Raw genomic sequence first — 13428 nt, forward strand, 5'->3', positions numbered from 1 at the left:
CTGACCGCTGACGCGGATCCGGCCGCATCGGCGAAGCCTTCGGGCACTACTCGGTCGCAGGGCTCTGGTTATAGTGCGGCACCCGTTCCTGGCCGGTCAGCGCGGCGATGCTGTCCATGATGGAGTCCGTCGCGCTGCGGCGCGCCGGCAGCGGGTGGCCGGGCCCGGTCTTCGCGAAGACGAGCGGCTCCCCGATGCGCATGGTGAAGTGCTGCGGGCGGACTCCCTTCTTCCCCGCGGGCTGGAGGGCCTCGGTGCCGAGAAGGCCGACGGGCACCACGGGCGCCCCGGTGGTGAGCGCGAGCCAGCCGACGCCGGTCCTCCCCCGGTAGAGCCTGCCGTCACGCGAGCGGGTCCCCTCGGGGTAGATCCCGACGCCGTCGCCCTGTTCCAGCAGGTCGAGGAGCGTCCTGAGCGCCTGGACGCTGGCGGCCTGCTGTCCACGCTCCACCGGGATGGACCCGACGCCCTCGAAGAACGACTTCATGAGCGCGCCTCTCACTCCCCTCCCCGTGAAGTACTCGGCCTTCGCGAAGAACGCGACCGGCCGCGGCATGAGCGCCTGCACCAGCACGCTGTCCAGGAAGGAGAGGTGGTTCGCCGCGACGATGAAGGGGCCGTCCTTGGGCACGTTGCCCAGTCCTTCGACGGTGGGCCGGCAGAGTCCGGCGATGAGTCCGCGCGTCGTGCTGCGCGTCAGGTCATAGACCCCCACGGAGCACCTCCAGCAGTTCCTCGGCGGATTGCACGACGGCGGACGCCCCCGCGTCCTCCAGCTCCCCGGGAGCGGCGAACCCCCATGCGACGCCGATGCAGGACAGGCCGTTGGCGAGAGCGCCCTCAACGTCGTGCCGGCGGTCACCGACCATCACCGCCCGACCAGGAACCGCCCCGTCGGCGTGCCGCCCGTGGTGTTCCAGTGCCGCCCGGATGATGGGCTCCTTGCCGCCGACCGCCGCTGCTTCGTCCCGCGGGGAGCCGTGCACCGACGCGAAGAGGTGCCGCAGGCCCTGCGCCTCGAGGAGCTCCTCGGCGAGCCATTCCGGCTTCTGGGTCGCGACGGCGACCACCGCTCCCTCTGCGGCGAGGGCCTCCACGCAGCGGGCGACACCCGGGTAGGGGCGGCTCTGCGCCATGCCGGTCGAGACGTACCCCGCCCGATAGGTGGCCATCACCTCCTGCACACGCGCTGCCGGCACGCCACCCAGCGCGGTGAGGGAATGTACGAGGGGAGGTCCGACCATGGCCTGCAGGGCGTCGTCGTCGGGCACGGGCAGGCCGTGGCTGCGCAGCGCCGAACTGATGCCTCCGGTGATGGCCCCCGCGGGGTCGACGAGCGTCCCGTCGAGGTCGAAGAGTATCAGTGCATGCATATTCGCCACCGGGCAAGCTTGCCATAGCACCGGGGAGGGCATGCATTCCGCATGCCCTCCCCGGTATATCCACGACGCCATGTCCCCGACGCCGCAGGGAGCTACCCGACCTTGTCGAAGATCTCCTTGAGGAAGGTGCCCGTGTAGCTGCGCTCGTTCTGGGCGACCTGCTCCGGCGTGCCCGTCGCGATGATCTGGCCACCGCCCGAGCCGCCGTCCGGACCGAGGTCGATGACCCAGTCGGCGCTCTTGATGACGTCGAGGTTGTGCTCGATCGTGATGACGGTGTTGCCCTTGTCGACGAGTCCCTGCAGGACCAGCAGGAGCTTCCGGATGTCCTCGAAGTGCAGGCCGGTGGTCGGCTCGTCGAGGACGTAGATGCTCCGCCCGTTCGAGCGCTTCTGCAGCTCGCTCGCGAGCTTGACGCGCTGCGCCTCGCCGCCCGAGAGGGTCGTGGCGGGCTGGCCGAGCCGCACGTATCCGAGGCCCACCTCCACGAGCGTGTTCAGGTGCCGGGCGATGGGGCTGAACGCCGCGAAGAACTCGGCGCCTTCCTCGATCGGCATGTCGAGCACGTCGGCGATGGTCTTGCCCTTGTAGTGCACCTCCAGCGTCTCGCGGTTGTAGCGCGCGCCGTGGCAGACCTCGCACGGGACGTAGACGTCGGGCAGGAAGTTCATCTCGATCTTCAGCGTGCCGTCGCCGGAGCACGCCTCGCAGCGGCCGCCCTTCACGTTGAAGGAGAACCTGCCCGGGAGGTACCCGCGGACCTTGGCCTCGGTGGTCTCCGCGAAGAGCTTGCGGATGTTGTCGAAGACGCCGGTGTAGGTCGCGGGGTTGGACCGGGGCGTGCGGCCGATGGGGCTCTGGTCCACATGGATGACCTTGTCGAGGTGCTCCAGGCCGTCGATCCGCTTGTGCCGCCCGGCGACCTGCTTGGCACCGTTCAGCTTGTTCGCGAGCACCTTGTAGAGGATGTCGTTCACCAGGGTCGACTTGCCGGACCCGCTGACGCCGGTCACGGCGGTCAGCACGCCGAGCGGGATGGTCGCGTCGACGTTCGTGAGGTTGTGCTCGCGTGCGCCGACGACCTTCAGCTGGCGGGAGCGGTCGATCTTGCGGCGCTTCGCCGGGATCTCGATCTTGCGGCGTCCCGAGAGGTAGTCGCCGGTGAGGGACCGCTCGTTGGTGAGGAGGTCCTCGAGCAGACCCGAGTGGACCACTTCACCGCCGTGCTCCCCCGCCCCCGGTCCGATATCGACGATCCAGTCGGCCTCGGCGATGGTGTCCTCGTCGTGTTCGACGACGATGAGGGTGTTGCCGAGGTTCCGCAGCCGCGTGAGGGTCTCGATCAGACGGCGGTTGTCGCGCTGGTGCAGGCCGATCGAGGGCTCGTCCAGGACGTACAGCACGCCCACGAGTCCCGATCCGATCTGCGTGGCGAGCCGGATGCGCTGGGCCTCGCCGCCGGACAGCGTGCCCGACGCCCGTTCCAGGTTGAGGTACTCGAGTCCGACGTCGAGGAGGAAGGTCAGGCGTGCCTGGATCTCCTTGAGGACCTGGTTGGCGATCTGCGCCTCGCGCCCCGTGAGCACGAGGTTGTCGAGGAACTCCGCGCAGTCACGCATGGGCATGGCGGACACCTCGGCGATGGAGCGGCCGTTGATGAGCACCGACAGCGACGCCGGGTTGAGCCGCGCGCCACCGCACGTGGGGCACGGGATCTCCCGCATGTACTCCTCGTACCGGTCCCGCGCGTTGTCGGACTCCGTCTCCGCGTGCTTGCGCTGGATGTACTGGATGGCACCCTCGAAGCCGGTGCTGTACTTCCGCTCCCGGCCGAACCGGTTCTTGTACTGCACCACCACCTTGTGGTCCTTGCCGTACAGGGCGGCCTCACGCGCCCGGTCGGGCAGCTTGCGCCAGGGCGTTGCGAGGTCGAAGTTGAGCTCGGAGGCGAGTCCCTCGAGCAGGCGGGTCCAGTATTCGAGGGTCGCCGTTCCGAGCGACCACGGCGCGATGGCACCCTCGGCGAGGCTCAGGTCCGGGTTGGGGACCACCAGCTCCTCGTCGACCTCGAGCTTGCTGCCGATACCCGTGCAGGCGGGACACGCGCCGAAGGGGTTGTTGAAGGAGAACGAGCGCGGCTCGATCTCGTCGATCGCGAGCGGGTGCTCGTTGGGGCACGCCAGGTGCTCGGAGAAGGCGTGCAGTCGCTTCTCGTCGTCCTCGGGCAGGTCCACGAACTCGGCCAGCACGCGGCCGTCGGCGAGCTTGAGCGCCGTCTCCACGGAGTCCGTGAGGCGCTGCTGGATGCCGCTCTTGACGACGAGGCGGTCGATGATGACCTCGATCGTGTGCTTGTACTGCTTGCCCAGCTTCGGCGGATCGCTGAGCTGGATGAGCTTGCCGTCCACCCGCGCGCGGGAATAGCCCTTCGCGGTCAGCTCCTGGAAGAGGTCGACGAACTCGCCCTTGCGCGCCCGCACGACGGGGGCGAGGACCTGGAAGCGGGTGCCCTCGTCGAGCTCGAGCAGCTGGTCGACGATCTGCTGCGGCGTCTGCTTGGCCACGAGCTCGCCGCAGACGGGGCAGTGGGGGCGTCCGACACGGGCCCACAGGAGGCGCATGTAGTCGTAGATCTCGGTGATGGTCCCGACGGTGGAACGGGGGTTCTTGCTCGTGGACTTCTGGTCGATCGAGACCGCGGGCGAGAGGCCCTCGATGAAGTCGACGTCCGGCTTGTCCACCTGGCCGAGGAACTGGCGCGCGTAGGCGGAGAGCGACTCCACGTACCGCCGCTGCCCCTCCGCGAAGATGGTGTCGAAGGCGAGGGACGACTTGCCCGAACCGGACAGGCCCGTGAAGACGATCATGGCGTCGCGCGGGAGGTCGAGATCGACGTTCCGCAGGTTGTGTTCGCGGGCGCCCTTGACGATCAGCCGGGACAGGTCCTGGGGAGCGGGCTCCGGATTGCGGGCGTGCTGCTCAAGAGAATTTGCTATAGACACCAGACAACTGTAGGTGAAAAAGAGTTCGAAGACATGTTCGAACAACTCTTGTCCCGCGCCGTTCTGGCGCCTCCGGCGCGGCCGTTCACGCTCGGCGCAATGCCGCCCTCACAATGGCCACCGCGTCGCTCTCCGACAGCCCCGCGGAGCGCACGACGCCCGCGAACACGTCCGCGGCGTCGGCCACCCGGCCTCGGGCGTCGTCGCCCCCTGCCGTGATCACGGTCCCTGCCCGTCCCCGGGTCTCCACGACGCCGGCCTGCTCGAGTTCCCGGTAGGCGCGCGCCACGGTGTTGGTGGCGATGCCGAGGTGTGCTGCGAGCGCGCGTACAGGCGGCAACCGGGTCCCGACGGACGCCCTGCCCGAGTTGGCGGCAGCCAGGATGGCCTGCTTGATCTGCTCGAAGGGCGGCGCCGTACTCGTGGGGTCCAGCTTCAGCCAGCGGGGGATGTCCTGCTCCACGCCCGTCCTTCCATGCTCGGCGACAGGCCCGGCGGCCGTCTCTTCCTGCACCCTACCGCCGTCGGAGCCGGCGCCTGCCGCTTCCAGGCGAGGGCGCCCTGCCTACACTGGGCACATGCTGAACCTCGCCGACGTGACCATCCGCAGCATCTCGGTCTCCGAGATGGGGAACAAGGAACGCCAAATGTAGCTTGCTCTTATGAGTACCGAGCGAGCAGCGATCTACGTACGACGGTGCCAAACCTCAGAGGGCACCATCTTCCCTGAGCTACGGGAGAAGAACGTACGAAGCTTCATCGAGAAGCAGGGATGGACCCCGCAGAGGTCTACTGAGATATCGATATCTTAGGCCGCACGATGGACACCCGCCCCGGTCTGCTGGACCTGAAAAAGGACTACGAAGCAGGCCGGTTTGAGCTAGCCGTAGCGGATGACTACAGCCGCTTCAGCCGCGACATGGCAGACGGTGCCAGCATCATCGGCTCCATGGAAGTAGCCACCTTCCGCGAGGGCATCCCTGACCCTGAGGATGACTTCTCCCCTCTGCTCTTCATGCTCCTCTCCCACAAGTTCAGCAGGGATACGGGTAAGCGCTGGAATGCCACTCACGCTCACCGCATTGCCCGGCGCCTACCGCCTAACGGCGTGAAGCAGTTTGGCTACGACAAGCTCCCCGATGGCTCCTACGTCATCAACCCCGAGAAAGCCGAGGCACTACGGCACCTGTACTCCGAGTACACCCGAGGCGTAGGGGCCATCAAGCTCGTGCAGTGGCTAGCCGAGCAGGGCATTACCAGCGTCCGAGGTACCGCCTTCACCACTCAGACCCTGTTCAAACTCCTTGATAAGCCGTTCGCTGCCGGGTACTTCGTATGGGCCGAGAAAGAGTACAAGGGCGCACATGAGCCGATCCTCACGGAAGGTCAGTGGGCCGCCTACAAGGATGCAAGGAACAACCGCAAGCTGAACCAAGCTCCCCGCAATCCGGGGTGGTGGCTTGCTGGTATCGCCAAATGCGGACGGTGTGGAGGCAACCTTGTCAGCACGACTATCAAGGGCAAGCAGTCCGTGAACTGCTCCACGTATAACAACAAGGGCAAAGCCACTTGTGCAGGAGTGTTCCGCAAGAGGGCAACCGTGGACTTCCAAGTACAGATGTACCTCGTCTCCCACGAGGAGCAGTTTGCAGACGCAATGCCTACCGATGACGCCGCATATGGAAGAGCATCTAAGGTGCGATCAGCCTCCGCAGATTCTCAGCATCACCGTTCATTAAACTCATGCACCTCTAATCTCAGTCTCATGCTGCGGTGTTCACTCCGAAACTATGGAGCACCTGGTACATCCTCACGGTCTACACTCTTTTCCAGTCAGGAGAATTTCGAGGTCAACATACACACCACAATGGCAAGTTATAGCCGACACAAGCCCATAGCACAGGGTACCCCACACATTGGTACCAAGGCTCTAACCGAATCGAGTGGCGCAAGGTGTTGCACCTTATTCAAGCCCCACACACGGCGATAACCGCCTAGAATAGCCTAATGACCTCGATCGACGACTTCGAACCTCGGATTTTAGCTGAACTTGCGCAGCATGCGAAAGGTTTACCTGAGCCGATAGAATCAACTCTAGGCCTCCCGTCAGACTATTACTACCTCGGCGCCAGAAAAAGAGACGCGCCTACCAGCCAATTGGAGAACAAGGACCCCTCTGAATTACCACCACCTCGCGGCAAGATCGTATCTACACCTCAACAGTATCTGCACATCTGAATATTGATGAACTGCGGAAGTCTATTCGGTCTTACCATAAGTCAACTCGTAAAGAATTGACGAGGTCGGAAGTGAGACGTGAAATATACCGCGTGTTGCGGGCTCCTCAACTGTCTTCCATTGTGATTCCGTTCCGTCACTCGTCTTTCGACGCAGGACTAGATCTATATCGCGCACGAACGATATCAGCTTTAGATCAAATTAAGACTCTGTCTGACGTTTGGACTGCGCCTCCGAGCTCAATAGGCGCAGGACGTCTCAATGGTGTTGGTGAGCCGCTCCTTTACACTGCATCTAATGCAATGACTGCAGCTTTCGAAATTCAAGCACAGCCGGGAAACCTTGTAGCTATGACGCAGTTCCGAACTGCCAGTCGTGTGCTTGCTCTGGATCTTGCTGCTGATATAACCGTCAAAGGGCTGACGATGGCAGAGCAAAAAAAGCTCAGTATGATTATGAGCTTTTTAGAGGGTATATTCTCGCAAGCAAACCCGACGAATAACGGTTCCCGATACATCGCTCCAGACCTTATCGCGAAGGAAATATTCAATCCTTTTCCAGATTTGTTCACAGGATGGCGCTACAAAGCGATTGCAGACACCAGGGGTCTCCCATGGACCGTTAATCTTGCTTTGAAGAGTGTGCCTGCGAAAGACCTTCTGGAACACGTCCGCACGGATATAGTTGAAATAGATCCCAACGATGGAATCAACGGTCGTCACAGGATCATTGTTTCTCTCATCTTGGCACCAAACCGAGTCGATCTGGTTTCGCCGGACGCTGGAAATTAAAGGGGAAGGAGTTGTCGTGGCGCATGAGGCGAGAGCTCACTATTCTGAGAAGTCCGAGTCGTCTTCAAAATGGTCGCCGTCGTGGTGGGGTGCTCGGTATAGCGGTCGCGTACCAGTGATCCGGATGATTGGATGCTCGCTCGTGTTCAGAAGCTCCTCAGCGGCTCGTAACCTGAGCAAGGCCGGTCCCGCACTACCCCGAATCACTGTCTCCCATTGGCCCGAAGCGGGAACGGCCTTTGTCGTCGTTAGGCTGTAAGTATGCCCCCGGAGATTGCAATCGCCACCATAGCGGCAGGGTCAGCCCTTGCTGGAAGCTTGCTGGCCGTCCTTGTAGGACTCATAACGGCGAACATAAGCCGCCGAACGGTACTTGAGGATAGAACGGCAGCCACTGAAGCGGATGCGCAGCGGTGGGAGTTGGCTCAAAAGGCAGAGTACGAAACTTGGTTGCGGAACAAGAAGCAAGAAGTGATCACCGATTTCCTACGATCCGCGGATCGCGTGTTCTCCATTGCCAAGGCTATGAACTCGGCCAACCCTCGGAGACAACGACCAGCAGGCGACCGCGAGGGCATCGATGCCCTAAACGCTGTTAGCGTGGAAGTACTCGCTCTGCTAGCCCTAAACTCTGTCGCCGCTGATGCAGCGCAAGACATGATGCTCAAGCTAGGGCCGCTTCTACTCTTCTTAGAAGAGAATCCCGGTCGCCTCACCGAGCCACTCAATCAGGAGTTCCAAGTGGTGATGGGCGAGTACATGTCGAGTCAAGGCGTCTTCATTGCCATGGCACGGCTCGACCTCGGTATATCTCAGTCGGACAAATCAATCGAGGACCAACGGCAGTTGGCGGCACTTTTCGCTGAGGTTTTGAAAAGCAGAAGCAACGCAACCGAGGCCGCTGGGTAGGCTGAGGGCATGATGCTTGCAGACCTTCCAGAGGCAACAATTCGCTACATTCAGGTCTCCGAGATGGACAACAACGTGTACCTGCTGACCTCGAAGTCGAGCGGCGCCCAGGTGCTCATCGACGCCGCCGACGACGCGCACGCCATCCTCGAACTGCTCGCGGACGCGCAGGAGGACACGGACGCCGAGGCCCGGGTGGCGCTCATCGTCACGACGCACGCGCACTGGGACCATGTGAGGGCGCTGGCCGAGGTGAAGGAGGCGACGGGAGCTCGGACCGCTGCCGGTGCGGACGACGTCGCGGACATCGCCGTGCCCACGGACGTCCCGCTGCGGCACGGCGACGTGGGATCCTTCGAGGGATTCGACCTCGAGGTTATCCACCTGCGGGGCCACACGCCGGGGTCCGTGGCACTCCTCTACCGCGATCCCGCCGGCCCGGCGCACCTGTTCACGGGCGACTCGCTGTTCCCCGGCGGCGTCGGCAACACGCAGGGCGACCCGGAGCGCTTCGCCTCGCTCTTCGAGGACGTCTCCACCCGCATCTTCGACTACCTTCCGGACGATACGGTCGTCCATCCGGGGCACGGGAAGGGCACGACGCTCGGCGCGGAACGCGGCTCCCTCGAGGAATGGAAGCAGCGCGGCTGGTAGCGAAGGGGGCACCGGTGCCACGGGTAGGCTGAAGAGACCATGAGGATCCAAGAGCACCTGCCCCGGCACGACGACGGCCACCTTCCAGCGGACGCGGTCTACGAGGCGTTCACCGGCTGGGCGACGGCGCGGGGGCTTGCTCTCTATCCCGCGCAGGACGAGGCGGCGATGGAGCTCGTCTCGGGCAACAACGTCATCCTCGCGACGCCGACGGGGTCGGGCAAGTCGCTCGTGGCCATCGCGGCGCACCTGAAGTCGTTTTCCGAGGGCCGCACCAGCTACTACACCGCCCCCATCAAGGCGCTCGTGTCCGAGAAGTTCTTCGCGCTCTGCGACATCTTCGGTCCCGAGAACGTCGGCATGATCACAGGCGACTCGGGGGTCAACCAGGATGCGCCGATCATCTGCTGCACGGCCGAGATCCTCGCGAACCTCGCCCTGCGGGAGGGTGCGGACGCCGATGTCGACACCGTGGTGATGGACGAGTTCCACTTCTACTCCGATCCGCAGCGGGGCTGGGCGTGGCAGGTACCGCTGCTCGAGCTGCCACAGGCGCAGTTCCTGCTGATGTCCGCGACGCTGGGCGACGTCACGCGCTTCGAGAAGGACCTGACCGAACGCACCGGCCGTCCCACCGCCACGGTCACGTCCGTCGAGCGTCCCATCCCGCTGCACTACTACTACGTCGAGACGCCCGTGCAGGAATCCCTCGAGGAGCTGCTCTCCACGCGGCAGGCCCCGGTGTACGTGGTGCACTTCAGCCAGGCCGAGGCCATCGAGCGGGCGCAGAACCTGATGAGCGTCAACATCTGCACGCGCGAGGAGAAGGACCGCATCGCCGAACTCATCGCGGCGTTCCGGTTCTCCTCCGGCTTCGGGAAGACCCTCAACCGGCTGGTCCGCCACGGCATCGGCGTGCACCACGCCGGGATGCTGCCGAAGTACCGGCGCCTCGTCGAGCAGCTCGCGCAGGCCGGCCTCCTGAAGGTCATCTGCGGCACGGACACCCTGGGTGTCGGGATCAACGTGCCGATCCGGACCGTCCTGCTCACGGCGCTGAGCAAGTACGACGGCGTGCGGACGCGGCTGCTCAATGCGCGCGAGTTCCATCAGATCTCCGGCCGTGCCGGCCGGGCAGGCTATGACACCGCGGGCACCGTCGTCGTCCAGGCGCCCGAGCACGTCGTCGAGAACACCAAGGCCATGGCGAAGGCCGTGTCCAAGTTCGGGGACGACCAGAAGAAGCTGCGGCAGGTGGTGCGGAAGAAGCCCCCGCAGGGCTTCGTCTCGTGGGGCAAGCCCACCTATGACCGGCTGGTGGAGAGCATCCCCGATCCCCTGACGTCCTCGTTCTCGGTCAGCCATTCGATGCTGCTGAACCTGCTCGAGCGCCCGGGCGATCCCTTCAAGGCCGTCAAGCGGCTGCTGACCGAGAACCACGAGACGCGCGCCTCGCAGCTGCGCCTGATGCGACGCGCGATCGGCATCTACCGCGAGCTGGTCACGGCCGGCATCGTGGAGAAGCTGCCCGAACCGGAGCCGGACGGCCGGCAGGTGCGGCTCAAGGTGCACCTGCAGGCCAACTTCGCCCTCAACCAGCCCCTGTCGCCGTTCGCCCTCGCCAGCCTGGAACTCCTCGACCCCGAGGCCCCGGGCTACGCCCTGGACGTGGTGTCGGTCATCGAGGCGACGCTCGAGAAGCCCCGCCAGGTCCTGAACGCCCAGGAGAAGAAGGCCCGCGGGGAAGCCGTTGCGGCCATGAAGGCGGAGGGGATCGACTACGACGCCCGCATGGCGCGCCTGGAGGAGGTCAGCTACCCGAAGCCGCTGGAGGAACTGCTGCAGCAGGCCTTCGACGTGTACCGCTCGTCGGCTCCGTGGCTCGGTGACTTCGAACTCGCCCCGAAGTCCGTGGTCCGGGACATGTACGAGCGGGCGATGAGTTTCGGCGAGTACGTGGCTTTCTACGCCCTCACGCGGTCGGAGGGCATCCTGCTGCGCTATCTCGCCGACTGCTACAAGGCCCTCCGCCACACCGTGCCGGTCGAGGCCCTCCGCGAGGACCTCAGCGACATCCTGGAATGGCTCGGCGAACTCGTCCGCCAGGTCGACAGCAGCCTCCTCGACGAATGGACCCAGCTCGCCGCCGGGATAGCGCCCGGCGTCGCGGTCGACACCGTCGACCTGCCCGAGGAGCCACCGTCGGTGACGTCCAACGAGCGGGCCTTCCGCGTCATGGTGCGCAACGAGATGTTCCAGCGGGTGAAGCTGTTCGCCGACGAGCAGGACGAGGCACTCGGTGCACTCGATGCCGACTCGGGCTGGACCGCGGAGCGCTGGGCCGACGCGATGGACGGGTACTTCGGGGACTACGAGGACATCGACGACGGCCCAGACGCGCGCGGCCCCAACCTGCTCCTCATCACGAAGGCCCCCGGCGCGTGGAAGGTACGGCAGATCCTCAAGGACCCGGAGGGCAACGGGGACTGGGGCATCAACGCCGAGATCGACCTCGCCGCGTCCGACGAGGCAGGGAGCCCGGTCGTCCGGATCCTCGGCGTCGGAGCACCGGTCGCAGCCTGACCCCTCGGGTCCGCCCCGCGTCGACGGAGGGCGGGACAGGGCCAGGGCTGGCTAGGCTGGGGGGATGAATGCCATTCGCGAAGCCCGGCCGTCCGACGTCCCGGTCATCCTCCAGCTCATCCACGACCTCGCCATCTACGAGCGCGAGCCGGACGCGGTGAAGAACACCACACAGTCCCTCCAGGATGCCCTGTTCGGGGAACGGCCCACCATCTACGCCCATGTCGTCGAGGCGCGGGGTGAGATTCAGGGCTTCGCCCTGTGGTTCCTCAACTACTCGACCTGGGAGGGGGTCAACGGCATCTACCTCGAGGACCTGTACGTGCGGCCCGAGGCGCGGGGCGCCGGCTACGGCAAGGCCCTCCTCGCCAACCTGGCGAGGATCGCCGCCGACCGTGGCTACGCCCGCGTCGAATGGTCGGTACTGAACTGGAACGAGCCGTCCATCCGCTTCTACGAGAGCCTCGGCGCCCGCCCCCAGTCGGAGTGGAGCACCTTCCGGCTGACGGGCGATGCCCTCACGAAAGTCGCTGCCCTGTGAACCAGGGAGCGACGCCGCCGGCCGCGGACCACACCGTCGGCCGGACGCTCGTCCTGCGCGGCCTGCGCGCGACCGGCCACGTCTTCCGCGTGCCGCTGGATCATGCGGACCCCACCTCGGCGGACATCGAGGTGTTCGCCCGCGAGTACTCCTCCCTGGAGCACACCGACGACGAGGCCGCCCGGCTTCCCTGGCTGCTGTTCCTGCAGGGCGGGCCCGGCGGACGGGGCGTGCGCACCACGCACCTCTCCGGCTGGATGAAGGCCGCGGCCAGGGACTTCCGGATCCTCATGCTGGACCAGCGGGGCACGGGACTGTCCACGCCGGCCGACGCCGCCACGCTCGCCTCGCTGCCGACGCCGCAGGCCCAGGCGGACTACCTCGCGCATTTCCGGGCGGATTCGATCGTGGCGGACGCCGAGCTGATCCGCCGCCGTCTCGGGAGCCCGCCCTGGACCGTCTTCGGGCAGAGCTATGGGGGCTTCTGCACCCTCACCTACCTGTCGGCGGCCCCCGCCGGGATCGAGCGCGCCCTGATCACCGGAGGACTGGCTCCACTGTCGGGCAGCCCGGACGAGGTGTACCGTGCGACGTTCGCCCGGGTCGAGGAACGCAACCGCGAGTACTTCGCCTGGTACCCGGAGGACCGGGACCTCGTCACCCGGATCGCCCGTCACGTCGAGGACGTCGAGGAGTACCTGCCCAGCGGCGAACGTCTCACGGCGCGGCGCTTCCAGATGGTCGGCTCGTTCCTCGGCGGGAACACGAGGGTCCACGGCCTCCACTACCTGCTCGAGGACGCCTTCACGCGGGCCCCCGGCGGCCCCCGGCTGTCCGCGTCGTTCCTCGAGCAGGTCCACGGCATCGTCAGCCGGGCATCGCAGCCGCTCTATGCCCTCCTGCACGAGTCGATCTACTGCCAGGGCTCCGCCTCGGCATGGGCCGCGCAGCGGGTGCTCGAGGAGTACCCGCAGTTCCGGGAGGATGCCGCGGAGCCCCTGCTGACCGGGGAGATGATCTACCCCTGGTACTTCGAGGAAGACCCCGCGCTCCGTCCGTTGCGGGCGGTCGCCGACCTCCTCGCCGAGAAGGACGATTGGGGCACGCTGTACGACGCGGACGTCCTGGCAACCAACACCATTCCCGCCGCGGCTGCCGTCTACCGCCACGACATCTATGTCGACCGGAACCTCTCCCTGGCGACCGCAGCGGTTGTAAGGAACCTCCAGGTGTGGGAGACGGACGAGTTCCACCACGACGGGATCGCGGACGACGGCGAGGCGATCTTCGAGCGGCTCCTGTCGATGACGCGCCCGTAGGAGCCGCTC

General features: G+C 65.4%; 12 protein-coding genes. 8 read left to right on the top strand and 4 right to left on the bottom strand.

Going from position 1 to position 13428, the window contains the following annotated elements; all coding sequences use genetic code 11:
- Window positions 1-46: 46 nt before the first annotated feature.
- From P5G52_RS12660 to P5G52_RS12675, 4 genes are all read right to left on the bottom strand, one after another.
- Window positions 47-715, bottom strand: coding sequence for a lysophospholipid acyltransferase family protein (locus P5G52_RS12660; protein WP_301227871.1), 669 nt, complete (start codon window positions 713-715; stop codon window positions 47-49).
- Entirely contained in the window at window positions 702-1373 is a 672-nt protein-coding gene (locus tag P5G52_RS12665; RefSeq protein ID WP_301228798.1) for an HAD hydrolase-like protein, read from the bottom strand. The genes P5G52_RS12660 and P5G52_RS12665 overlap by 14 nt, the downstream gene beginning before the upstream one ends.
- 101 nt (window positions 1374-1474) lie before the next feature.
- Complete coding sequence (uvrA, locus tag P5G52_RS12670) at window positions 1475-4384, bottom strand: excinuclease ABC subunit UvrA (protein ID WP_301227873.1); 2910 nt, start codon at window positions 4382-4384, stop codon at window positions 1475-1477.
- 85 nt (window positions 4385-4469) lie between these two features.
- Window positions 4470-4847, bottom strand: a complete 378-nt coding sequence (locus P5G52_RS12675) for a GntR family transcriptional regulator (protein ID WP_301227875.1) — start codon at window positions 4845-4847, stop codon at window positions 4470-4472.
- A gap of 357 nt (window positions 4848-5204) precedes the next feature.
- Here P5G52_RS12675 and P5G52_RS12680 point away from each other — a divergent pair, with 357 nt between their 5' ends.
- From P5G52_RS12680 to P5G52_RS12715, 8 genes are all read left to right on the top strand, one after another.
- Complete coding sequence (locus tag P5G52_RS12680) at window positions 5205-6374, top strand: recombinase family protein (protein WP_301227877.1); 1170 nt, start codon at window positions 5205-5207, stop codon at window positions 6372-6374.
- 17 nt (window positions 6375-6391) lie between these two features.
- Window positions 6392-6622: a hypothetical protein gene (locus P5G52_RS12685; RefSeq protein ID WP_301227879.1), complete on the top strand. Its 231-nt coding sequence runs from the start codon at window positions 6392-6394 to the stop codon at window positions 6620-6622.
- A 302-nt stretch (window positions 6623-6924) separates the two neighbouring features.
- Complete coding sequence (locus P5G52_RS12690; protein ID WP_363321887.1) at window positions 6925-7413, top strand: hypothetical protein; 489 nt, start codon at window positions 6925-6927, stop codon at window positions 7411-7413.
- A 261-nt stretch (window positions 7414-7674) separates the two neighbouring features.
- The gene (locus P5G52_RS12695) at window positions 7675-8322 is read left to right on the top strand and encodes a hypothetical protein (protein WP_301227881.1); all 648 of its coding nucleotides are present in this window, start codon (window positions 7675-7677) and stop codon (window positions 8320-8322) included.
- A 9-nt stretch (window positions 8323-8331) separates the two neighbouring features.
- Window positions 8332-8976 carry an MBL fold metallo-hydrolase gene (locus tag P5G52_RS12700; RefSeq protein WP_301227883.1) on the top strand — a complete coding sequence of 215 codons (645 nt, stop codon included), beginning with the start codon at window positions 8332-8334 and terminating at the stop codon, window positions 8974-8976.
- A gap of 39 nt (window positions 8977-9015) precedes the next feature.
- On the top strand, window positions 9016-11559 hold the full coding sequence (locus P5G52_RS12705; RefSeq protein ID WP_301227885.1) for a DEAD/DEAH box helicase: 2544 nt from the start codon (window positions 9016-9018) through the stop codon (window positions 11557-11559).
- Window positions 11560-11623: 64 nt separating this feature from the next.
- On the top strand, window positions 11624-12100 hold the full coding sequence (locus P5G52_RS12710) for a GNAT family N-acetyltransferase (protein ID WP_301227887.1): 477 nt from the start codon (window positions 11624-11626) through the stop codon (window positions 12098-12100).
- Complete coding sequence (locus P5G52_RS12715) at window positions 12097-13419, top strand: alpha/beta fold hydrolase (protein WP_301227889.1); 1323 nt, start codon at window positions 12097-12099, stop codon at window positions 13417-13419. The genes P5G52_RS12710 and P5G52_RS12715 overlap by 4 nt, the downstream gene beginning before the upstream one ends.
- Window positions 13420-13428 lie beyond the last annotated feature (9 nt).

The organism is Arthrobacter burdickii (assembly GCF_030433645.1).
GTDB classification, from domain to species: domain Bacteria; phylum Actinomycetota; class Actinomycetes; order Actinomycetales; family Micrococcaceae; genus Arthrobacter_D; species Arthrobacter_D burdickii.